Annotated in this window: 19 protein-coding genes; 10 read left to right on the forward strand and 9 right to left on the reverse strand. The window is 64.0% G+C overall.

Features of this window, described 5'->3' with window-relative positions; all coding sequences use genetic code 11:
- The first annotated feature begins 100 nt into the window (after window positions 1-100).
- Both OCA5_RS14335 and OCA5_RS14340 read left to right on the forward strand, forming a co-directional pair.
- Complete coding sequence (locus tag OCA5_RS14335; protein WP_244396184.1) at window positions 101-1,093, forward strand: Fe(3+) ABC transporter substrate-binding protein; 993 nt, start codon at window positions 101-103, stop codon at window positions 1,091-1,093.
- A gap of 90 nt (window positions 1,094-1,183) precedes the next feature.
- A complete protein-coding gene (locus tag OCA5_RS14340) occupies window positions 1,184-2,893 on the forward strand; it encodes an ABC transporter permease (RefSeq protein ID WP_244396149.1) in 1,710 nt (569 codons plus the stop codon).
- Window positions 2,894-2,899: 6 nt separating this feature from the next.
- Here OCA5_RS14340 and OCA5_RS14345 read toward each other — a convergent pair whose 3' ends face one another.
- Both OCA5_RS14345 and OCA5_RS14350 read right to left on the reverse strand, forming a co-directional pair.
- A complete protein-coding gene (locus OCA5_RS14345) occupies window positions 2,900-3,544 on the reverse strand; it encodes a 3-oxoacid CoA-transferase subunit B (protein WP_012562282.1) in 645 nt (214 codons plus the stop codon).
- Window positions 3,545-3,563: 19 nt separating this feature from the next.
- Entirely contained in the window at window positions 3,564-4,265 is a 702-nt protein-coding gene (locus OCA5_RS14350; protein WP_012562281.1) for a CoA transferase subunit A, read from the reverse strand.
- A gap of 281 nt (window positions 4,266-4,546) precedes the next feature.
- Here OCA5_RS14350 and OCA5_RS14355 point away from each other — a divergent pair, with 281 nt between their 5' ends.
- Complete coding sequence (locus tag OCA5_RS14355; RefSeq protein WP_012562279.1) at window positions 4,547-6,529, forward strand: AsmA family protein; 1,983 nt, start codon at window positions 4,547-4,549, stop codon at window positions 6,527-6,529.
- Window positions 6,530-6,670: 141 nt separating this feature from the next.
- Here OCA5_RS14355 and OCA5_RS14360 read toward each other — a convergent pair whose 3' ends face one another.
- The 4 genes from OCA5_RS14360 to OCA5_RS14375 form a co-directional block, all read right to left on the reverse strand.
- Window positions 6,671-7,486 (reverse strand): ABC transporter permease, encoded by an 816-nt coding sequence (locus tag OCA5_RS14360; RefSeq protein ID WP_012562278.1) that lies wholly within the window; start codon window positions 7,484-7,486, stop codon window positions 6,671-6,673.
- The gene (locus OCA5_RS14365; protein ID WP_012562277.1) at window positions 7,486-8,397 is read right to left on the reverse strand and encodes an ABC transporter permease; all 912 of its coding nucleotides are present in this window, start codon (window positions 8,395-8,397) and stop codon (window positions 7,486-7,488) included. The genes OCA5_RS14360 and OCA5_RS14365 overlap by 1 nt, the downstream gene beginning before the upstream one ends.
- Window positions 8,394-9,488, reverse strand: a complete 1,095-nt coding sequence (locus OCA5_RS14370) for an ABC transporter ATP-binding protein (protein ID WP_012562276.1) — start codon at window positions 9,486-9,488, stop codon at window positions 8,394-8,396. Before OCA5_RS14370 ends, OCA5_RS14365 begins: the two co-directional genes overlap by 4 nt.
- A gap of 231 nt (window positions 9,489-9,719) precedes the next feature.
- Entirely contained in the window at window positions 9,720-11,942 is a 2,223-nt protein-coding gene (locus tag OCA5_RS14375) for a sensor domain-containing protein (RefSeq protein ID WP_049766882.1), read from the reverse strand.
- A 286-nt stretch (window positions 11,943-12,228) separates the two neighbouring features.
- On the opposite strand from OCA5_RS14375, the gene OCA5_RS14380 reads away from it, so the two are divergent.
- The gene (locus tag OCA5_RS14380) at window positions 12,229-13,341 is read left to right on the forward strand and encodes an NAD(P)/FAD-dependent oxidoreductase (protein ID WP_012562274.1); all 1,113 of its coding nucleotides are present in this window, start codon (window positions 12,229-12,231) and stop codon (window positions 13,339-13,341) included.
- A gap of 81 nt (window positions 13,342-13,422) precedes the next feature.
- Here OCA5_RS14380 and OCA5_RS14385 read toward each other — a convergent pair whose 3' ends face one another.
- Complete coding sequence (locus OCA5_RS14385; RefSeq protein ID WP_012562273.1) at window positions 13,423-13,617, reverse strand: YdcH family protein; 195 nt, start codon at window positions 13,615-13,617, stop codon at window positions 13,423-13,425.
- 441 nt (window positions 13,618-14,058) lie between these two features.
- Between OCA5_RS14385 and OCA5_RS14390 the strand changes: the two genes are divergently transcribed.
- From OCA5_RS14390 to OCA5_RS14405, 4 genes are all read left to right on the forward strand, one after another.
- Window positions 14,059-14,673, forward strand: a complete 615-nt coding sequence (locus OCA5_RS14390) for a hypothetical protein (RefSeq protein WP_012562272.1) — start codon at window positions 14,059-14,061, stop codon at window positions 14,671-14,673.
- A 165-nt stretch (window positions 14,674-14,838) separates the two neighbouring features.
- Window positions 14,839-15,045 carry a YdcH family protein gene (locus OCA5_RS14395; RefSeq protein ID WP_013913314.1) on the forward strand — a complete coding sequence of 69 codons (207 nt, stop codon included), beginning with the start codon at window positions 14,839-14,841 and terminating at the stop codon, window positions 15,043-15,045.
- Window positions 15,046-15,170: 125 nt separating this feature from the next.
- Complete coding sequence (gene purE, locus OCA5_RS14400) at window positions 15,171-15,647, forward strand: 5-(carboxyamino)imidazole ribonucleotide mutase (RefSeq protein WP_012562269.1); 477 nt, start codon at window positions 15,171-15,173, stop codon at window positions 15,645-15,647.
- A 9-nt stretch (window positions 15,648-15,656) separates the two neighbouring features.
- Window positions 15,657-16,754 (forward strand): 5-(carboxyamino)imidazole ribonucleotide synthase, encoded by a 1,098-nt coding sequence (locus OCA5_RS14405; protein WP_012562268.1) that lies wholly within the window; start codon window positions 15,657-15,659, stop codon window positions 16,752-16,754.
- A gap of 73 nt (window positions 16,755-16,827) precedes the next feature.
- Here OCA5_RS14405 and aqpZ read toward each other — a convergent pair whose 3' ends face one another.
- On the reverse strand, window positions 16,828-17,544 hold the full coding sequence (gene aqpZ, locus OCA5_RS14410) for an aquaporin Z (RefSeq protein ID WP_012562267.1): 717 nt from the start codon (window positions 17,542-17,544) through the stop codon (window positions 16,828-16,830).
- 260 nt (window positions 17,545-17,804) lie between these two features.
- Here aqpZ and rpsU point away from each other — a divergent pair, with 260 nt between their 5' ends.
- A complete protein-coding gene (gene rpsU, locus OCA5_RS14415) occupies window positions 17,805-18,095 on the forward strand; it encodes a 30S ribosomal protein S21 (protein WP_012562266.1) in 291 nt (96 codons plus the stop codon).
- A gap of 330 nt (window positions 18,096-18,425) precedes the next feature.
- On the opposite strand, the gene OCA5_RS14420 is transcribed toward rpsU, so the two are convergent.
- Window positions 18,426-19,913: an aldehyde dehydrogenase family protein gene (locus OCA5_RS14420; protein WP_012562265.1), complete on the reverse strand. Its 1,488-nt coding sequence runs from the start codon at window positions 19,911-19,913 to the stop codon at window positions 18,426-18,428.
- A gap of 115 nt (window positions 19,914-20,028) precedes the next feature.
- On the opposite strand from OCA5_RS14420, the gene OCA5_RS14425 reads away from it, so the two are divergent.
- Window positions 20,029-21,204: a substrate-binding domain-containing protein gene (locus OCA5_RS14425; protein ID WP_012562264.1), complete on the forward strand. Its 1,176-nt coding sequence runs from the start codon at window positions 20,029-20,031 to the stop codon at window positions 21,202-21,204.
- Window positions 21,205-21,219 lie beyond the last annotated feature (15 nt).

Below are 21,219 nucleotides of genomic sequence, written 5' to 3' on the forward strand. Positions count from 1 at the left end.
CGCTGGCATTGCCCTGCGTCGCGCGCAGGCGGATACATCCGGTCCACGAGCAAACAGGTCCTTGAACATGTCGAACCGTCTTCCCGCCCGCGCTGTCCTGATGTCCTGCGCCATCCTTTTCAGCGCCGCCCCGGCGCTCGCCCAGTCCGGCGAAGTCAACGTCTACAGCTATCGCGAAACCAAGCTGGTGCAGCCCCTGTTCGATGCCTTTACCAAGGACACCGGCATCAAGGTCAACGTCGTCTCGGCCAGTTCCGGCCTCGAGCAGCGCATCAAGAGCGAGGGCGCCAACAGCCCGGCCGACGTGATGCTGACCGTCGATATCGGCCGCATCGACGAGGCGGTCGCGGCCGGCATCAGCCAGCCGATCAAGTCCGAGGTCGTGAACAGCACCGTTCCGGCACAGTATCGCGACCCGAGCGACAACTGGACCGGCATTTCGATGCGCGCCCGCGTGATCTATGCCTCGAAGGACCGCGTCAAGCAGGAGGCGATCACCTACGAGGAGCTCGCCGACCCGAAGTGGAAGGGCAAGATCTGCATCCGCTCCGGCCAGCATATCTATAACAACGCGCTGTTCGCGGCCTATCTCGCCCACCACGGCGAGGCCAAGACCGAGGAATGGCTGCGCGGCCTGAAGGCCAATCTGGCGCAGAAGCCTTCCGGCGGCGACCGCGAGACGGCGCGCGACGTGGCGGCCGGCAAGTGTGATCTCGGCATCGGCAACACCTATTACTGGGCGCTGATGATGAACAAGGACCCGGACAAGAAGCTGTGGGCGGAGGCAACGCGCGTGGTGCTGCCGACGTTCGCAGGCGGAGGCACGCATGTGAACCTGTCGGGCGTGCTCTTGATAAAGAATGCACCGAACCGCGCCAACGGCGTCAAGCTGATCGAGTGGCTGCTGAGCGACACCGCGCAGAAGCTCTACGCCGATGCCAACTACGAATATCCGGTGCGTGCGGGCACGACCGTCAATCCGACCATTGCGGGTTACGGCACGCTCAACGCGGACAAGCTGCCGATCGCCGACATCGCCAAGAACCGCAAGGCGGCGTCCGCACTGGTGGACAAGGTCGGGTTTGACAACTAAACGCGGACCCGGCCGGACGGCACAGCCGTCGGGACCGCCGTCCCTCTCGCCTCTCTCCATTTTCGGAGAGAGGCGGCCGGACCTTGCCGGATGAGGGATCGTTTGCATTCGACTTCGCCCCATATCGACGCATCGGCCGCGCGCTTTGCGCGGGCTCCTGCGCGTGGGAATGGTGGCGAGACCACCGTGCGGGTGATTGCGACGCTCACCGCAGCGCTGGTGGCGCTGCCGGTCGCAAGCATTTTCGTGCTTGCCGCGCAGCCCGTCCCCGAACTGTGGCCGCACCTCATCTCCTATGTGCTGCCGGGCACGTTGCGCGACACGCTGCTGCTTCTCGCTGGCGTGGCCGTCGTCACGCTTATCATCGGCGCGGGCACCGCGTGGCTTGTCACCGCGCATGACTTTCCGGGGCGAAGCCTCCTCGTATGGCTGCTGCCGATGCCGCTCGCGATCCCGACCTACATCGCGGCTTACGTCTATGCCGATCTGTTCGAGCCGCTCGGCCTCGCCCACAAGATGCTCAGCGTGCTGGTGCCTGCACAGCAAGCCGCGATGTGGTTACCCAATCTGCGCTCGTTGCCGGGCGCAATCCTCATCATCGGCCTCGTGCTCTATCCTTACGTGTTCCTCTCGGCGCGCGCGATGTTCCAGACCCAGGGCCTCGATGCGCTGGAGGCGGCGCGCATGCTGCGCGCGGGGCCGTGGGCCATCGCGTGGCGGGTGACGCTGCCGATGGCGCGGCCCGCACTCGCGGTCGGTCTTGCGCTGGTGTCGCTGGAAACGCTGAACGACATCGGCGCCAGCGAATATCTCGGCGTGCGCACCTTCACGGTGTCGATCTTCAATACCTGGCTCAACCGCTCTAGCCTGCCCGGCGCGGCGCAGATTGCGCTGCTCGCGCTTCTCTTCGTCGCATTGCTCGTCGTGCTGGAGCGGCAGGGCCGCCGCCACCGCACCTATGCGGGCGCGGAAAATCCGCGCACGATCCGCCGCCGCCGCATCGCGGGTGCAAAGGGCTGGGCGGCGACTGTCGCCTGCATGCTGCCTGCGCTCCTCGGCTTCGTCGTGCCGCTCCTGTTCCTGATCCGCGAAAGCCTGCGGCGCGGTCTCGCCGATCACAGCCGGACGGCGCTGCTTGAAGAGGCGCTGCACTCGTTCGCCTACGCCGCAATCGCGACCGCCATTGCGCTGCTGCTTGGCCTCGCGGTCGTGCTCGCCTCCCGCTGGCGGCCGGGACGGCTGCGCACCACGCTCGGCGCCATCGCGCGCGCGGGCTATGCGCTGCCGGGCCTCGTGCTGGCGCTCGGCCTGCTCGCGCCGCTGCTCACGGTCGACAACGCCGCCAACACGTTGGCGCGCACCATGGGATTTGCAACGCCGGGCCTGGTGCTGATCGGCTCCGGCGCGGCGGTGGTGATCGCCTATGTGGTGCGCTTTCTCGCAGTACCCGCCGGCTTCATCGAAGCGGGATTTGCGCGGATTCCGCGCGACTACGACGACAGCGCCGCAATTGCCGGCGCAAGCCGGCTGACGACGCTGCGCAAGGTGCACCTGCCGCTGCTGACGCCCGCACTTCTCGGCGCGGCGATTGTCGTGTTCGTCGATTGCCTGAAGGAATTACCGGCGACGCTGCTGCTGCGGCCGATGAATGTCGAGACGCTCGCGACCTCGATCTATCAATACGCGAGCCGCGGCAGCTTCGAGGACGGCGCGCTCGCCGCCCTGCTGATCGTCGCGGCGAGCATCGGCCCGGTGGCGTGGCTCGCGCGCTTCTCCGACGTGCCGAGCGGGCCCGCGTAAGCGGCCCTACCCCAGCGCCACCGTGTAGTTGGCTTCGGTCTTGGCCTTGACCTCGTCGAGCGAAACGCCGTCGGCCAGCTCGATGAGCTGCATGCCGCCGGGGCCATGCTTGTCGATGGTGAACACCGCAAGATCGGTGACGAGAAGATCGACGACCTTCTGCCCGGTCAGCGGCAGCGTGCATTTGTGCAGAAGCTTCGGGCCGTCCTTGGCGGTGTGCTCCATCACCACGACGACGCGCTTGACGCCCGCGACGAGATCCATCGCGCCGCCCATGCCCTTCACCACCTTGCCGGGGATCATCCAGTTGGCGAGATCGCCTTCTTCGGACACCTGCATCGCGCCGAGGATCGACAGATCGATGTGGCCGCCGCGGATCATGCCGAACGAATCCGCGCTGGAGAAATAGCTGGTGGTCGGCAGTTCGGTGACGGTCTGCTTGCCGGCGTTGATGAGGTCGGGGTCTTCCTCGCCCTCATAGGGGAACGGCCCGGTGCCGAGCATGCCGTTCTCACTCTGCAGGTTCACGTCCATGCCGTCAGGAATGTAGTTCGACACCAGCGTCGGAATGCCGATGCCGAGATTGACGTAGTAACCGTCGCGCAATTCCTTGGCGACGCGTGCTGCCATCTGTTCACGGGTCCAGGCCATGATGTGTCTCCTGAAAAAATTAAGCGCGCTGGCGCACGGTGCGCTGCTCGATGTGTTTCAGTGCAGGATCGACCGCGACGATGCGCTTGACGAAAATGCCGGGCGTATGGATCTGGTCGGGATCGAGTTCGCCCGCGGGCACCAGATGCTCGACTTCCGCAATCGTCATGCGCGAGGCGCTCGCCATCATCGGATTGAAGTTCCGCGCGGTCTTCCGATAGATCAGATTGCCTGCGGTATCGCCCTTCCAGGCGTGGACGATGGAGAGATCGGCGAACAGCGCGCGCTCCATCACATAGGTCTCGCCGTCGAACTCCTTCAGTTCCTTGCCTTCCGCCGCGAGCGTGCCGACGCCGGTCTTGGTGTAGAAGGCGGGAATGCCCGCGCCGCCTGCGCGGATGCGCTCGGCCAGCGTGCCCTGCGGGTTGAATTCAAGCTCGAGTTCGCCCGCGAGGAACATCTGCGCGAACGTCTTGTTCTCGCCGACATAGGAGGAGATCATTTTCTTGATCTGCTTCTTCTCCAGCATCTTGCCGAGGCCGATGCCGTCGACGGCCGCGTTGTTGGAAACGACCGTGAGGTTCTTCACGCCGGTTTCGCAGATCGCGTTCGCGAGCGTCTCGGGAATGCCGCAGAGGCCGAAACCGCCGGACATGATCATCATGCCGTCGGACAGCGTGCCCTCCAGCGCGGATTTGGCGTCAGGATAGACCTTGTTCATGTGCAACCCATTCTGGTGGACGCGGCGGGGAGCCGCAGGGCTGGGTACGTTCTTAGGCGGAATCCGGAAAAGCCGTCAATTGAGCCAAAGAACATCCGCCCCGCCCCATCATCGCCCCGATGCATGACCCCGCGATGTCCGCAACGCCCACTTCTGCGCCCTTTTCTCCGGTGCGGCGAGGCCTCCCGAGCCTTGAAAGCGTCAAGAAAACAGATCAAGTTGCCCCGCGGCCGGGCGGCACGACCGCCTGCAGCCTCCAGCAAACAACCGGACTGTTCTATTTGACCACGCACGCGATCAGACGCCTTGCCTTGCCCGTCGCGGTCGTCCTCGGCGTTCTTTTCGCGGGGCTTCTCGCCGGCTCGTGGCTGATCGATCGCGAGGCCGTCCGCGCGGCTGTCGAGGCACAGATCCGCGACGCGACGGGTCTCGAGCTTGCGGTCAGCGGCCGGACCGATATCTCGCTCTTCCCCTCCGCACGCGTCACGCTCGACGGCGTTGCGTTGAAAGGCGCCACCAACGACGAGCCGCCGCTGCGCAGCGACCGCCTGCAAGCGAAGCTCAGCCTGTTCGGCCTCATCGCAGGCCACACCCGCGTCACCGACGTCGTGCTGCTTGCGCCGCGCATCCATGTCAGCGTCGATCAGGACGGCCGCTCGAACTGGGCGCCGGTCATTCAGGCCTTCGCGCAATCGGTGAAGCCCGCGGCGACGCGCGACGTCTGGTTCTCCGATGTCAGGATCACCGACGGCACGCTGCTCTATCGCGATACCAAGAATAATCTGAAGGAAACGGTCGGCGGCATCGACCTTGCGATTTCCCTGCCCTCGAGTTCGCGCGTGTTCTCGATGCGCGGCGAAGCCACCTGGCATAACGAACGGCTCGACGGCAATTTCACCATCGCCGATTTCCTCGCTGCGGTGAACGGCGAGAAGTCCGGCCTGAAGGTCAAGCTTGTCGGCACACCGTTGAAGCTCTCGTTCGACGGCACGATGACCAACCGCTCGAGCCTGCTGCTCGAAGGCACGCTTGCCGCCGACATGCCCTCGCTGCGCGGGATGATGCGCTGGGCCGGACATGAACTGCCCGGCGCCAACGGCTTCGGCCCGTTCTCGCTCAAGGCGCGCGCCAACCTCGTCGGCAGTTCGGTGGCGCTCACCAACGTCAACACCACGCTCGACGGCAACGCCGCCGAGGGCGTTCTCACCTTCAACAACACCACCGGCCAGCGCACCCTGCAGGGCACGCTTGCCGCCGACGCCCTCGACCTCACGCCCTATCTCGGCACCATCCGCCTGCTCGCCACCACGCACGAATGGAGCCGCCAGCCCTTCGACCTGCGGGCGTTGTCGGAAACCAATCTCGATATCCGCCTCTCGGCGGCGAAAGTGGCGGTGGGCGGCTCGCGGCTCGGCCGCACCGCGCTCGGCGCCAACCTGCGCAACGGCACGCTCGCGCTCTCGATCGGCGAGGCGCAGGTCTTCGGCGGCATCGTCAAGGGCTCGCTCTCGGTCGGCCGCATCGACGACGGCGCCAACGTCAAGGCGCAGGTCGGCTTCACCGATGTCGATCTCGAAGCGGGTGCGGCGGAGCTCTTCAACATCCGCTCGCTGCGCGGCCGGGGCGACCTCAATCTGACGCTGGAAGCGCAAGGCGGCAGCGCCTTCGCGCTGACGCAGACGCTCGACGGCAGCGCCACCCTGATGGGGCGCGACGGCGCGCTTTCCGGCTTCAACATCGAGCAGTTGCTGCGGCGGCTGGAGCGGCGACCGCTGTCCGGCGCAGGCAGCTTCCGCAGCGGCAACACGCCGTTCGACAAGCTGCAGATATCCGTCACCATCCGCGACGGCATGGCGCATGCGGAGAGCATCGAACTCGACGGCCCGGCGACGCGCGTGACGCTCGCGGGCGAAGCCTCGATTCCCTCGCGCGAATATGACCTCAAGGGCGTCGCCGAACTGAAGGCTGCGGCTGGCGCACCGCCGGAGTTTCAGTTGCCGTTCGTCGTGCAGGGGCCGTGGGACGATCCGCTGATCCTGCCGGATTCCGACATCCTCATCCGGCGCTCGACCGTCACCGCGCCGCTGCTCGACTCTCTCAAGAGTCACAAGGCGCATGATGCCGTGAAGGCCGTGATCGAGCGGCTGTCCGGCAAGAAGCCCGCTCCTGCTGTCGAGGCCGCACCACCTGCGCCCGCGCCCGGCACTCCGCCTGCCGCGGAAGCGCCTGCTGCAGCGGCACCGGCTGCGCCGCAGGCGAATTAATAGAAATTCTCCGACGTCATTGCCGGGCATAGCCCGTCAAAGACGGGCATGAACGCCCTTTCGCCCCGGCAATCCATCACCTTTTCAAAAGATGGATGCGCGGATCAAGTCCGCGCATGACTTCTCGGAAAAGCGAGAGGATCACAACGGCGCGGCGTTCTCGCCGCGGTCGTTCGACAGCTTCGACGCCAGCGAGGCGACCACGATGACGGTCGCAACGAATGCCACGATCAACGTACACACGGCATTGATCTCCGGCTTCACGCCAAGGCGCACCTCCGAATAGATGCGGATCGGCAGCGTCGAGGAGCCCGGTCCCGTGGTGAAACTCGCGATCACCAGATCATCAAGCGACAGCGTGAACGCCAGCATCCAACCCGCTGCGATCGACGGCCAGATCAGCGGCAGCGTCACCGACGCAAACGCCCGCGCCGGGCTGCACCCCAGATCCATCGCGGCCTCCTCGAGACTGCGGTCGAGCCCGTTCAATCGCGCCTGCACCACCACGGTCACAAAACACATCGTCAGCGTGGTGTGGGCGAGCGTCACCGTCCAGAACCCGCGCCCGGCATCGATGGCGACGAACAGCAGAAGCAGCGACAGCCCGGTGATGACTTCGGGCATCACCAGCGGCGCATACAGCATGCCGGAGAACAGGGTGCGACCACGGAAGAAGCCGCCGCGCGCAAGGCCGATCGCCGCCAGTGTGCCGAGCACGGTCGCAGCAGACGCCGCAACGACGCCGACCCGCAGGCTCATCCAGGCGGCGGACAGCATCGCGCCGTCGTTGAACAGCTCGCGATACCATTGCAGCGACCAGCCCCCCCACACCGTGACGAGGCGCGAGGCGTTGAACGAATAGATCACGAGAATGACGATCGGCAGATAAAGAAACGCAAGCCCGAGCGCGAGGGCCGCGATGTTCACCGCCGATGGCTTGTGCAACGAGCGCGCCATCAGCCGTGCTCCAGTTGCTTGCGCTGGATGTGCTCGTAGACGAGAAGCGGCACCAACAGGAGGGCAAGCATCACCACCGCGATGGCGGAGGCGACTGGCCAGTCGCGGTTGGTGAAGAACTCGAGCCACAGCGTCTGCCCGATCATCATGTTGTCGGAGCCTGCCAGCAGATCGGGGATCACGAACTCGCCCGCGATCGGAATGAAGCAGAGAAGCGCGCCCGCGCCGATGCCAGGCAGCGACAGCGGCACGGTGATGAACCAGAACGCTTTCAGCCGCGAGCAGCCAAGATCGCTCGCTGCTTCCAGCAGCGTGCCGTCCATCTTCGCCAGCGTTGCAAACAGCGGCAGGATCATGAACGGAAAATACGAGTAGACCATACCGAGATACATCGCGCTGTCGGTCGAGAGCCACGGCATCGGCTTGTCGATGATGTTGAGCGCAAGCAGCACCGAATTGAGCAGGCCATCATGTTGCAGGATGTTGATCCAGGCATAGATGCGGATCAGGAACGAAGTCCAGAACGGCACCACGACCAGCATCATCGCGATCGCCTGCCATCGCCGCGGCAACTTCGCCATCGCATAGGCGACAGGATAACCGATGACGAGCAGGATCGCGGTCGCCGTCAGCGCCACCGTCACGCTGCGCAAATAAGAGAAGATGTAGATGTCGTCGGTCGCGAGCAGATAGAAATTGTCAGTCGAGAATTTCGCGAGAGCCGCGCGCAACGCCTCCCAACCTGCGAAGATATCAAACGTCGGCAGATAAGGCGGTTGCGCAATCACGGTTTCCGACAGCGAAATCTTCAGCACGAAGCCGAACGGCACCAGGAAGAACAGCACCATCCAGAGATACGGCGCGACTGCCGCGATCCGCGCCGGGCGCGTGAAGATGCGGCGGCCGTTCATTGCGTCAGCACCACGGCATCGCTCGGCGCGAACGACACGGTGACCTGTTGCCCGGCCTCGAATGCCGCATCGTCCCGCGTGGCGTTGGCGCGCGCGACCTCGACGACGTCGCCGCCCGCGAGCTTCACGCGATAGCGCGAGAGGCCGCCGAGATAATTGATGTCGACGATTTCGCCCGACCGCGCGTTCGCATCCGCGCCCGACGGATCACGCGACAGCGTCAGCTTCTCCGGCCGCACCGCGAGACAGACTGCCTGTCCGTTGGTCACCGTACCCGCCGCGCGCAGCACGCCGGCATTCTGCGTCGCGACACTGACATGCCCGTCATCCTGCGCCGCGACTTGCCCCTCGAACAGATTGATGTCGCCGACGAAGCCCGCGATCCAGCGCGAGCCCGGCCGCTCGTACAGCATCCGCGGCGGTGCGACCTGCACGAGCTGACCTTTGTTCATGACGCCGATGCGGTCGGCGAGCGTCATCGCCTCTTCCTGATCGTGGGTGACGATGATGAAGGACATCCCGAGCAAGCGCTGCACCTGCACGAGCTCGGCCTGTGTTTCGGCGCGCAGCTTCTTGTCGAGCGCGGCAAGCGGCTCATCGAGCAGCAGAAGACGCGGCCGCCGTGCCAATGCGCGCGCCAGCGCCACCCGCTGGCGCTGACCGCCCGACAACTGATCCGGCTTGCGCCGCTCGAGCCCCTGCAGCCGCCCGAGCGCCACCATTTCCTCGACGCGCGTGGCAATCTCGCCCTTCGCAATCCCCGCCTGCTTCAGGCCGAAGGCGATGTTGTCCGCGACGCTGAGATGCGGAAACAACGCATAGTTCTGAAACATCATGTTGACGGGCCGCAGATGCGGCGGCACCTCGGCAATGTTCTCCCCGTCGAGCCAGATGCCGCCCTCGTCCGGCGTCTCAAAGCCCGCGAGCATCCGCAACAGCGTGGTCTTGCCGCAGCCGCTCGGCCCGAGCAGCGCGAAGAACTCACCCGCGCCGACATCGAGCGACACGCCATCGACCGCGGTGAAGCCGCCAAACCGTTTTCTGACGTTTTCGATGCGCAGCAACGGCGCACGCTCACGCGCGCCGTTCATATCGCGACGACCGCCGGAAAAGGCCGGAACGGGGCAGCCGTCAAGGGAGCCGACCCGATACGATCCATCTGACCGAGACGTGACGAAAGCATTCGATCGCGCACTCCCAACCGACGGCTATCCCAGCCGCGTGCCAACCCAAAAGCGCTCATGCTCTTGGCATCACTGTGCGCATTGTCAAGCCGTGCGGCGCGCGCCGCGACGACCCGACGCGCAAACGGAAGGGAGATATCAGCCTACGCGGCGAATGCTGTGGACATTGCCATGGCCGGCATAAGGCAGCCGGCCGACCCAGGCATCGTAGGTGGGGATCGGCGCGGGCTTGCCGAGCAGGTAGCCCTGAACATGGTCGCAGGCCTCGACCGCGAGGAAGTTCAACTGGTCCTGGGTTTCGACGCCTTCGGCGACGATGGAAATGCCGAGGCCATGGCCGAGCCCGATCACCGAGCGGATGATCGCGGAGGACTGCTGGTTGCGGCCGAGATTCATCACGAAGGTACGGTCGATCTTGATCTTGTCGAACGGGAACGCCTGCAGATAGGTGAGCGACGAATAGCCGGAGCCGAAATCGTCCATGGCAATGCGCACGCCGAGCGCCTTGAGGCGACGCAGCAGCGACAGGCCGCGATCGAAATCGTCGATCAGCACGCCCTCGGTGATCTCAAGTTCGAGCCGGCCGGGCGTGAGGCCGGTTTCCAGCAGGATGGAATGAACGAGGCCGACGAGATCGCCGTGCATGAACTGGGCGGGCGACAGGTTGACAGCGATCTGCAAATGGCGCGGCCATGACGCCGCCTCGCGGCAGGCCTCGCGCAAAATCCATTCGCCCATCTCGACGATCAGGCCGCTTTCTTCCGCAAGCGGGATGAAATCGGACGGCGGCACGAAACCGCGGGTCGGATGAATCCAGCGCGCCAGGGCCTCGAAGCCGGTCACGTCGTCGCCGGACACGCTGTGGCGGGCGCGCGCGAGCGGCTGGTAGTGCAGCGACAGTTCACCCTTGCTCAGCGCGTTGTAAAGGTCGTGGTGCAGCGCGCGGCGATCGCGGATCTGCTGGTCCATCTCGGCTTCATAGAAAACAATCGAGCCGCCCGCCCGCGCCTTGGCACGACTCAAGGCTGCGTCGGCGTTGGCCAGCAGTGCGGCGCCGTTCTTTCCGTTGCGCGGGAAGATCGACACGCCCACCGTGACGCCGACCCGCAGCGTCTTGCCGTCGATGACGAACTCGCGGGAGATGTCTTCGGAGACCTGTTCGGCCAGCTTGCGCGCCGCCTCGGGCTGCTTGCCGTCGATGATGATGCCGTATTCGTCGCCGCCGAGCCTCGCCACCACGCCAGAGCCTGCCGCCTTTTCGAGGCGCTGCGCGACCTCGATCAGCAGCTTGTCGCCCGTCTCGTGGCCGAGCACGTCGTTGATCTCGCGGAAACGGCGGAGATCGACCGACAGCACCGCGAATTCCTCGTCGGTATCGCCGCAGGCGTCGATCAACTGCTCCAGCGACTGCAGGAACGCGGCGCGGTTCGGCATGCCGGTCAGACCGTCATGATAAGCCATGTGCGCCATGCGCGATTCGGTCTCGCGCCGGTCGGTGATGTCATCGCTGGTCTTGATGAGATATTGCGGCGCGCCGCTCTCGTCGCTCACCGTCACGCGGCGGGTGGCGAACAGGCGCAGGCCGTTATCGGTCGGGATCGGATGTTCCTCGGTGACGAGGCCACCTTGCCGGATCGCGCCATCGTCGCGCTGAAGCACGAACTTCGCCGCCGCCTCGGGATAGGCTTCCATCACGGTCTGGCCGATCACCGCTTCGCGGCGACGATTGAGGATCGTCTCAGCGGCACGGTTCGCCAGCACGAACTTGCCATCGTCGACGCGCTTCACCATGACGGCGGACGGAATGTTGTCGAGCACCATCTCGAGGAAGCGCTTGGTCGACTTCAATTCCTGCGAGAGCTTGTCCTGCTCGGTATGATCCTCGTGGGTCGAAACGAGACCGCCGCTTGCCAGCATCACCTTCTTGACGAAGATGCGCCGGCCGTCCGGCAGCACATCGATATAGCCTTCCGGCGCCATCGACTTCCGGCAATGGGTCTCGACATCGTCCGTCAACATGCCGCGCGCGGCACGCAGTTCGAGCAATTCGAAACGCGTCATGCCCTTGCGAATGTCGGAGCGCGACAGACCGTAGATCCGCAGGTAGTGATCATTGCAATAGGTGACGACCTGCTTTGCGTTGATGATCACGATGCCTTGCGACAGATTATTCAGCGCGGAGGAGACGAAATACTCACGCCGCGCGGCGATGCGGTGCGCACGGCGCAGTGCGGCCATCACCCACACGAACATGCCGCAGAGAAATGCAATGATAATGAGACCGTCGAGCAGGATCTCCCACGACAGCGTGGCGGGATCGAGAGACGCGAATGCGAGGGCGTCTGCATCGGTCAGAGCCATGGCCGGCGCGCTCGCCAGCAACGGGACAAGCAAGCCCACTCCACCGGACAAGCGGATGGCGGCCGTCCCGACTGTCTTTGGCCCAGAGTTCATTTCGACCCGCGCATTGACGGGACGCACTCTCTGGTTGCGCCGGTATGAATCGGGTAAACACCTCGCCGCGGCGCAGGCGATTATCACGTTTGCGCGAGCAAATGCGTTGCTATGCTTAACAGGCGCCTAACGCGAAGGACCTCAGGCCGCGTGGCCCCGCGCTTCCGCCGCAATCGAACCGATTGGAGTCCCCATGGACCACGTTGAATGCCTCGTCGTCGGCGCCGGCGTGATCGGGCTCGCCATCGCGCGCGCGCAGGCACGAATGGGGCGCGAGGTGGTCGTGCTCGAAGCCACGGGCGACATCGGCTCGGGCACCTCATCACGCAATTCGGAAGTGATCCATGGCGGCATGTACTATCCGACAGGCAGCGCGATGGCGCGGCTGTGCGTCGCCGGGCGTGCGATGCTCTATCGCTACTGCGAGGAGCACAGCATTCCGCACCGCCGCTGCGGCAAGATCATCGTTGCCACCGGGGCCGGCGATCCGGAAAGGCTTGAAGCGATCCGCGCCCGCGCGCAAGCGAACGGCATTGGCGACCTCCGGGCGCTCGACAAACGCGAGGCGCAGGCGATGGAGCCTGCGCTCAATTGCGCCAGCGCGCTGCTCTCGCCCTCGACCGGAATCATCGACAGCCACGCGCTGATGCTGGCACTGCGCGGCGATGCAGAAGACGCAGGCGCGGCCTTCGCCTTTCACGCACCGTTCGTCACGGCACGACGCGGGAATGGCGACAAGGGATTCGTCGTCGAGATCGGCGGCGAGACGCCGATGACGCTCAGTTGCGACCTTCTCATCAACGCGGCCGGACTCGATGCACCGAACCTTGCGCGTGCGATCGAGAGTCTGCCGCGGGAGCACATCCCAACCGCCTATTACGCCAAGGGCAACTACTTCGCCTGCACCACGCGAGTGCCGTTCTCGCACCTGATCTATCCGCTGCCGGAGCCCGGCGGACTCGGCGTGCATCTCACGCTCGACATTGCCGGCGCGGGCCGCTTCGGTCCTGACGTCGAGTGGGTGGACGAGGTCGCCTACGATGTCGATCCGGCGCGCGCCGAACGCTTCTATCCCGCGATCCGGCGGTACTGGCCGGGCCTGCCGGATGGCGCGCTGGTGCCCGCTTATTCCGGCATCAGGCCCAAGATCGTGCCGCCCGCGGTCGCGGTGCAGGACTTCGTCATCGCAGGCCCGCAGCACCACGGCGTGAGCGGCCTCGTCAACCTGTTCGGAATTGAATCACCGGGCCTGACGTCATCGCTGGCGATCGCGGAAGAGGTTGGTCATCTCACCGCACAGTTCTGACACTGCAAGCGGATAAACCACCAGAGGCGGATCCGCGTGACCGGCCATCGACAGGTGCGAGATAGAAGGTGACGCCGCTCTTTAGTGCAGCGTCTTGCCCTTGCTGTCGGACACCGTCTTCAGGCGTTCGATCTCGTCCTTGAGCAGCAGCTTGCGCCGCTTCAGCTCGATAATACGCACATCATCCGTTGCGAGATTCTTTAAAGCCTCATGCAACTCGCCTTCGAGGGCACGATGCTTACGCTCCAGCTCAACGAGACGCGCCTGAACCGCCATAAGAAGTCTCCTTCTGTCGTGGATGTCAGATCCGAGCTTGAACAGAAGATTGTACATCGCAATTCTGTTCTGTCGACACCGCTCTGTGCGACAGATTCAAACGTCTCTGTGAAGCGAGGAACGAATTCACATTCGGAACTGAAGAATCATAAAAAAGCTCGGAATGGTATTTCCGATTCCACCTTCCTGCCTTGGAAGCGCTACCGGCTTGTCTCGAACAGGTTCGTTGCCCGATATAAAATTGCGCATCGGTAAATCCTGCCGCTGCGGCAACATTTACCGATGCAGCACATGCGCTGTTTGCAAAAACACCAGACTTTCAAACCTCCTGCTCGCTGGTCCGAAACTTGCTTTTTAAATTCGGACACAAAGAGTGAGTCAGCGTCGGAGGGTCTCATACTTTCAGGTATATCCCGCGCGGCTTCGAACTATCTGCGCCCGATGCAGACGCTCGCCGCAAATTCAATACCGCGAACAACTGAAGCTCAGTCGGATATCCAGGCCGGGACGAAGCCAACGGGTTTGCGGATCGACGTCTCGCAACTCAAACAGTTACACGCCAAACCTGTATCGGTCGCAGACATTCCATTTCTGCGCGATCTGTTGGCGACGAACTGGCTGAGAGCCCAGAGCATGAAGGACATGCAGTCCACCGTTCCAGATAATGCACCTCAGAACATTTATGCGCAGGTTAAAGTCGACGGCAAAGTGGTCGCCACTTTGTACAATGGCGGCTCGTCGATGATGACCAACGCCGCGGCGGGAACGGTCGGCAACCTGCAGGACCCTCCGGGTCTGCTCGGACCTGATCTCGCCCAGTGGCGCGCCGAGGCCTACGCCAGACTGCTCGGCGGCACCATCGAGAAGGCGTCCACCGCGATCACACAATCGCAATGGACACCCCGCGAAAGCACCTCGACCGTCTATAGCCGCGAACAACTCGATGCCGCGTTCGAAGCGATGATGGCCGAGAGTCGACGGGCTGGCGCGCAACGCCTGTCGCCCTACCCGACCTCATTGGCGCAGGCGGGCGCGAGTGCGGATGTCAGCGCCTGAGAGCGCCGAGCCGGATAGTACTCCGCGCCAAAGGCCACAGGCAGCGATACGCATTTTATGAAATGCGGATGGAAAATGGCCGAGGCTGGCACGGCCGGCTCTTTTCTGTCATGACAGTCGGGTCATTGCGTTTACGCGCGAGGCAAGAAGCCGCCGTCGGGTATCATGGCCGAACAAGACAATAACGAATTCACGCTCGAACTGGCCCGATTGCAACAGGAGCATCGCGATCTCGATGCGGCCATTGAGGCCCTGCACCATTCGCCGGCGCCGGACCTTTTACGGCTGCAACGACTCAAGAAACGCAAGCTGCAGCTCCGCGACCGGATTTCCTTCCTGGAAGACCAGATCACCCCCGACATCATCGCCTGACGACCGTTTACCTCATCGTCAGCCGCCCCAGCCGCCGCCCGTAAAGCGGTTGCCCGCCGGACCCCCACCCCTATAATCCGTCCCTTGCCTTACCCGCTGTCCTTCACCCCGAGAAACCAGCCATTATGCCTGCCTCCGTTGCCATCATCATGGGAAGCCAATCCGACTGGGAAACCATGCGGCATGCTGCCGAGACGCTGGACGCTCTGGGCGTCGCCTCCGAGCGGCTGATCGTCTCCGCCCACCGCACCCCGGAGCGGCTCTACAGCTTCGCCAAGGGCGCCAAGGCTGCCGGCTACAAGGTCGTGATCGCGGGTGCCGGGGGGGCAGCCCACCTGCCCGGAATGACGGCTGCCCTGACCGAACTGCCCGTGTTCGGCGTGCCGGTGGAATCCAAGGCGCTTTCCGGAGTGGATTCGCTTTATTCCATCGTGCAAATGCCGGCCGGTGTGCCCGTAGGAACCTTGGCGATCGGCAAAGCCGGCGCTATCAATGCTGCGCTTCTGGCCGCCAGCGTGCTCGCGCTGTCCGACGGCGCGCTGGCGGCAAAACTCGCCGCATGGCGCAAGCAACAGACCGACGCCGTTTCCGAGCGGCCATAAGGATTCCAAGTGACTTCATCGAAACAGGTGGCGCTGAAACCCGGCGACACGGTGGGTATTTTGGGTGGCGGCCAGCTTGGCCGGATGCTGGCTCTTGCCGCGGCGCGGCTCGGCCTCAAATGTCATGTCTATGCACCGGACCCGGATTCGCCGGCGTTCGACGTGGTGCAACGCGCGACCTGCGCCGAATACGCCGATATCGAGGCGCTTGAGCTGTTCGCCTCCGACGTCGACGTCATCACCTATGAGTTCGAGAACATCCCGACCGCGACCGCGATGGCGCTGCAGGCGCGCCGGCCGGTGCTGCCGGATACCTCCGTGCTCGGCACCACGCAGGATCGCCTGACGGAAAAGGATTTCGTCAACAGTCTCAGCATCGGCACCGCCGGCTATGCCGACATCGGCTCCGTCGAGGACCTGCGCTGTGCGGCGGCCGCGCTCGGCCTCCCTGCGGTGCTGAAGACCCGCCGCTTTGGCTATGACGGCAAGGGCCAGATCATGATCCGCGACGGCGACGATCTCGAGGCCGTATGGGCCCGGCTGTCGACCCGGTCGGCGATTCTCGAAACCTTCGTGCCGTTCGAGCGCGAGGTTTCGGTGATCGCCGCGCGCTCCGCGACCGGCGAGGTCGTCTGCTACGACGTCACCGAGAACGAGCACCAGAATCATATTCTGAAGATCTCGCATGCACCGGCCGCGATCCCGCCCGCGCTGGCGGCTCAGGCCCGCGAGGTCGCAACCCGCATCGCGACCGAACTGAAATATGTCGGCGTGCTCGGCGTCGAGATGTTCGTCGTGCCGGGCGAGAACGGCCCGTCCGTCCTCGTCAACGAGATCGCGCCGCGTGTGCACAATTCCGGGCACTGGACGCTCGACGGCGCCTCGGTGTCGCAGTTCGAGCAGCACATCCGCGCCATCGCCGGCTGGCCGCTCGCCCAGCCGATTCGCCATGGCGATGTCACCATGATGAACCTGATCGGCGACGAAGTGCTGGACTACGGCAAGTATCTGGCGGAGCCCGGCGTCACGCTCCATCTCTACGGCAAGGAAACCGTCCGGCCTGGCCGCAAGATGGGCCACGTCACCGTGGTGAAGCCGGAGGAGTAAAAAAGCTCCATCAAGTTAAAACAAAAGGCCGCCGCGAGCGTTCGCGGCGGCCTTTGTCTTTGGAACGTGAGACTTACTTGCGGCCTTCGACAATGCCGGCCGGCTCATCGCTCAGCCAGCGATAGACAACTCCGCCAAGAGCGCCGCCGACCAGCGGCGCAATCCAGAACAGCCAGAGCTGCTGCAGCGCCCAGCCGCCGACGAACAGCGCCGGGCCCGTGCTGCGTGCCGGGTTGACCGAGGTGTTGGTCACCGGGATGCTGACAAGGTGGATCATGACGAGTGCGAGGCCGATGGCGAGCGGCGCGAAGCCCGCAGGCGCCCGGCCATGAGTTGCGCCCATGATGATGAAGATGAACATCGCGGTCATCACCACCTCGCAGACGAGGCAGGCCAGCAGGCTGTATTTGCCGGGCGAATGCTCGGCGTAGCCGTTGGAGGCAAAGCCGCCCGCGAGATCGAAACCCGCCTTGCCGCTCGCGATCAGATAAAGCAGCGCCGCGCCGAGAATGGCGCCGATCACCTGAGCGACGATGTAGGGAATGATCTGGTTGCTCGGGAAGCGGCCGCCCGCGGCCAGCCCGACGGTGACGGCCGGGTTCAGGTGGCAGCCCGAGATATGGCCGACGGCAAACGCCATGGTGACGACGGCAAGGCCGAAGGTGAACGCGACGCCGAGAAGGCCGATGCCGACCTGTGGAAAGGCCGCGGCCAGCAGGGCGCTGCCGCAGCCCGTAAAGGTGAGCCAGAATGTGCCGATCAGTTCGGCGGCATATTTCCTGGATTCCATTGTCGTCTCTCCCGATCTGTGAACCACAGTTGCACGTCGGAACAGGCCCGTCCGGGTTTCGCCCTACCCCGAATCACCCCTTTCAGGGTGGAATCTGCCCTGAAACTGCGTCCCCTGAATGCTCCAAAAACCCTTATCCCCCAGGTGGACACTGTACCGTCGATCTGGTAAGAACCGCGCTTCGACGTGAAGGGCCCTGCCTTTGGCGGCACTCTGGCACGTCCCAGATTTTCAGACTTCAAACCGAAAAAGGATGCCGCGTGCAGGTTCTCGTCCGCGATAACAATGTCGACCAAGCCCTCAAGGCGCTGAAGAAGAAGATGCAGCGCGAGGGGATTTTCCGCGAGATGAAGCTCCGCGGTCATTACGAAAAGCCCTCCGAGAAGAAGGCTCGCGAAAAGGCGGAAGCCGTTCGTCGCGCCCGCAAGCTCGCGCGCAAGAAGCTGCAGCGCGAAGGCCTGCTGCCCTCGAAGCCGAAGCCGGTGTTCGGCGCAGATCGCGGCCGCGGTGCGGCTGGTGGCGCCGGCGGTGCACCGCGCCCTGCCCGCTAAGCCTTACAATTTCCAGTTCTGACAAAACGCGGGCCTTACGGTCCGCGTTTTTGTTTGTGTGATGTTCCCTTCACCTCTCCCCGTTTACGGGGAGAGGTCGACGCTTGAGCAAAGCGAAAGCGCCGGGTGAGGGGCAAATTCCGATACCAAAAAAGCCCCCCTCTCCCCGCAGGCGGGACGAGGGAGAAGACGATAGCCTGGTCCACAGCGACACCCAGTGCGCTCGCCCGCACAACCACGCTGCTGTGCTCGAAACAAAAGCGCGGGCCACACGGGCCCGCGCTTTCATTGGAAAGACTGTCCGCGACCGCGGGCAGCCCTATCCAAACCTCAGCCTCTGGTGTTCAGCCAGACCACCTTCTCTTCGGTGAAGTTCTTCAGCGCCGCGGTGCCACGCTCGCGGCCGAGACCGGAGTCGTGCGCGCCGCCCCACGGCAGGCGAACATCGGTATAGCCGAACGTATTCAGCCAGACCGTGCCCGCCTTCGCGCGGCGAGCGAAGTTCTGCAGCCGGGCGATGTCGCGGCTCCACGCACCCGCGGCAAGGCTGAACGCCGTGCCGTTGGCGATGCGCAGCGCATCGGCATCATCCTTGAACTTCACCACGCTCACCACAGGTCCGAAGATCTCCTCCTGCGAGATGCGCATCTCGTGTGCGACATCGGCGAACACCGTCGGCTGGATATAGAAGCCGCGGTTGCCGATCCGCTCGCCGCCGGTCGTAACGGTGGCGCCTTCCTTCCGGCCGATATCGACGTAACCGAGAATGCTGTTCATCTGCTTCTCGGAGATCACCGGGCCCAACATAGTCGAACGATCGGACGGATCACCGACCTTCATGGTCTTGGCGCGGGCCGTCAGTCGCTCGACAACCTCGTCATAGACCTTCTCGTGGGCGAGCACGCGCGAGCCTGCCGAACAGACCTGGCCCGCATTGAAAAACACGCCCGAAGCGGCCGCCTTGGTCGCTGCGGCAATGTCCGCGTCCTCGAAGATCACGTTGGCCGACTTGCCGCCGAGTTCGAGCGAGACGTGTTTGAAGTTGCTCGCGGCACCCTTCATGATTCCACGGCCGACACCGGGTGAGCCGGTGAAGGTCACCTTGTCGACGTCCGGGTGATTGACGAGCGCTTCGCCGACCACGCGGCCCGAACCCGCAACGACGTTGAACACGCCAGCCGGCAGGCCAGCTTCGAGTGCGAGTTCGGCGATCCGCAAGGCGGAGAGCGAGGTCAGTTCAGCCGGCTTCATCACCACGGTACAGCCACAAGCCAGCGCGGGAGCCAGTTTCCACATTCCGATCATCATCGGGAAATTCCAGGGCACGATCGCCGCGACCACGCCCACCGGCTCACGGACGGTGTAGGTCAGCGCGTCCTCACGCGCAGGGATCACCTCGCCGTGGATTTTGTCGGCCCATCCGGCGTAGTACGTCAGGGTATCGATCGCGGCGGGAAGGTCCTGCCGCAACACGGCCGAGATCGGCTTACCGGCATCGAGGCTTTCGAGCTCGGCCAGTTCGTCCTCGTGCTCTTTCATCAGGTCGACGAGCCGGAACAGGATTTTGCTCCGTTCGGCCGCACGCATCAGGCTCCAGGGGCCTTCGAACGCGCGCCGCGCTGCTGCGACGGCCCGCTCGACATCTTCCACGCCGCCTTCGGAGACGGTTGCGATCACCTCTTCGGTTGCAGGGTTGATGCTTCTGAAGGTCTTGCCGGACACGGAGGGGACGAGCTTGCCGTCGATGACGAGCAGTTTCTCCCTTGCCGAGACCCGCCTGATGAGCGATACGGCATCATAGTCATATGCTACCGACATCATATTCCTCCTTCTTGTTGTTCTTTAAGGTAGGAGCGTTTCTTCAATAAAAAATATGATATCTTGAGCAGGTCTGTTCCGTTCATATGAACAACCGTGCATAAGGACTGGTATTATGCTGCACATCGAGATCGAGCCGGTATGGCGGTTCCGAAAAGAGGGAAGCCCGCAGGCGGCGATCGTCATGCTCGGAATCCTCAATGAGATCCGGCAGACCGGGAAGCTCACGAGCGCGGCCTCGCATGCAAATCTATCGTACCGGCACGTGTGGAATCTGATCGAACAATGGTCGGCGTTCTTCGGCGCACCGCTCGTCGAGCGCCAGCGCGGACGCGGCACGACGCTGACGCCGTTCGGCGAAAAGCTCGTTTGGGCGGGACAGCGGCTCGAAGCGCGGTTGGGTCCGCAACTGCAGAACCTCGCGCAGGAGCTTGCGAGCGAGATCAAGCCTTTCCTGCATCAGCAGCCGTCGGTGATCCGCGTGCATGCGAGTCACGGCTTTGCGGTATCGAAGCTGCGCGAGATGCTCGACCGCCTGCCCGCCCTCGGCGTCGACCTGCGGTATGTCAGCAATCAGAATTCACTGGTCTCGCTTGCGCAGAATGCCTGCGATCTCTCCGGCGTCCATCTGCCGCGTGGCCCGTTGCGCGAGCAGAACATCCGATCCTGCCTGGAATGGCTTGATCCGCGCGAGGATCGCGTCATCAGCCTCGTGACCCGTGAGATGGGGCTGATGGTGAAGCGGGGCAATCCGCTCAACATCCATTCGCTGGAAGACCTCGTCGCGCGCAACGCGCGCTTCGTCAATCGCGACCACGATTCCGGCACCCGGCAGGTATTCAATCAATTGCTGGAATTGCACGGCGTCAATCCTTCCGCCTTGCACGAGACGCAACTGGAATTCACCCATGCGGCCGTGGCGGCCTTTGTCGCGAGCAACATGGCGGATGCGAGCTTCGGCGTTGAGGCGGCCGCGCGGCAGTTCGGGCTGGATTTCATCCCGTTGCTGACGGAGGACTATTTCTTCGTCTGCCATCGCGCCTTCCTCGATACACTGCCGATGCAGCATCTGCTCGATCTGATGAAGGGTGAGGAATTCCGGGATGCGATCGCCAACCTGCCCGGCTACAGCGCATCCAATCCGGGCCAGATCAGCGCCGTGAAGGACTTCTTCGAGTCGATGGCGGCCGAGCCCGGCGGAATCGTGGTGCCCGTTCCACGCCCGCCGAAAAAGACGGTGGCGAAGCGCGAAACGAAAAAAGAGACGAAGAAGAAGGTCGCGCGGCGCTAGCGCGGTTTCGCTTCT

Source organism: Afipia carboxidovorans OM5 (assembly GCF_000218565.1).
GTDB classification, from domain to species: domain Bacteria; phylum Pseudomonadota; class Alphaproteobacteria; order Rhizobiales; family Xanthobacteraceae; genus Afipia; species Afipia carboxidovorans.

What these genes read in the sequence shown, in the direction of transcription:
- OCA5_RS14340 (WP_244396149.1), top strand. Translation starts at nt 1,184, where the DNA reads ATGAGGGATCGTTTGCATTCGACTTCGCCCCATATCGACGCATCGGCC.
- OCA5_RS14425 (WP_012562264.1), top strand. Translation starts at nt 20,029, where the DNA reads ATGCTGCACATCGAGATCGAGCCGGTATGGCGGTTCCGAAAAGAGGGA.
- OCA5_RS14380 (WP_012562274.1), top strand. Translation starts at nt 12,229, where the DNA reads ATGGACCACGTTGAATGCCTCGTCGTCGGCGCCGGCGTGATCGGGCTC.
- OCA5_RS14375 (WP_049766882.1), bottom strand. Translation starts at nt 11,942, where the DNA reads ATGGCTCTGACCGATGCAGACGCCCTCGCATTCGCGTCTCTCGATCCC.
- OCA5_RS14395 (WP_013913314.1), top strand. Translation starts at nt 14,839, where the DNA reads ATGGCCGAACAAGACAATAACGAATTCACGCTCGAACTGGCCCGATTG.
- OCA5_RS14370 (WP_012562276.1), bottom strand. Translation starts at nt 9,488, where the DNA reads ATGAACGGCGCGCGTGAGCGTGCGCCGTTGCTGCGCATCGAAAACGTC.
- OCA5_RS14390 (WP_012562272.1), top strand. Translation starts at nt 14,059, where the DNA reads ATGCAGACGCTCGCCGCAAATTCAATACCGCGAACAACTGAAGCTCAG.
- OCA5_RS14335 (WP_244396184.1), top strand. Translation starts at nt 101, where the DNA reads ATGTCCTGCGCCATCCTTTTCAGCGCCGCCCCGGCGCTCGCCCAGTCC.
- OCA5_RS14385 (WP_012562273.1), bottom strand. Translation starts at nt 13,617, where the DNA reads ATGGCGGTTCAGGCGCGTCTCGTTGAGCTGGAGCGTAAGCATCGTGCC.
- OCA5_RS14420 (WP_012562265.1), bottom strand. Translation starts at nt 19,913, where the DNA reads ATGTCGGTAGCATATGACTATGATGCCGTATCGCTCATCAGGCGGGTC.
- purE (WP_012562269.1), top strand. Translation starts at nt 15,171, where the DNA reads ATGCCTGCCTCCGTTGCCATCATCATGGGAAGCCAATCCGACTGGGAA.
- OCA5_RS14345 (WP_012562282.1), bottom strand. Translation starts at nt 3,544, where the DNA reads ATGGCCTGGACCCGTGAACAGATGGCAGCACGCGTCGCCAAGGAATTG.
- aqpZ (WP_012562267.1), bottom strand. Translation starts at nt 17,544, where the DNA reads ATGGAATCCAGGAAATATGCCGCCGAACTGATCGGCACATTCTGGCTC.
- OCA5_RS14360 (WP_012562278.1), bottom strand. Translation starts at nt 7,486, where the DNA reads ATGGCGCGCTCGTTGCACAAGCCATCGGCGGTGAACATCGCGGCCCTC.
- OCA5_RS14350 (WP_012562281.1), bottom strand. Translation starts at nt 4,265, where the DNA reads ATGAACAAGGTCTATCCTGACGCCAAATCCGCGCTGGAGGGCACGCTG.
- OCA5_RS14365 (WP_012562277.1), bottom strand. Translation starts at nt 8,397, where the DNA reads ATGAACGGCCGCCGCATCTTCACGCGCCCGGCGCGGATCGCGGCAGTC.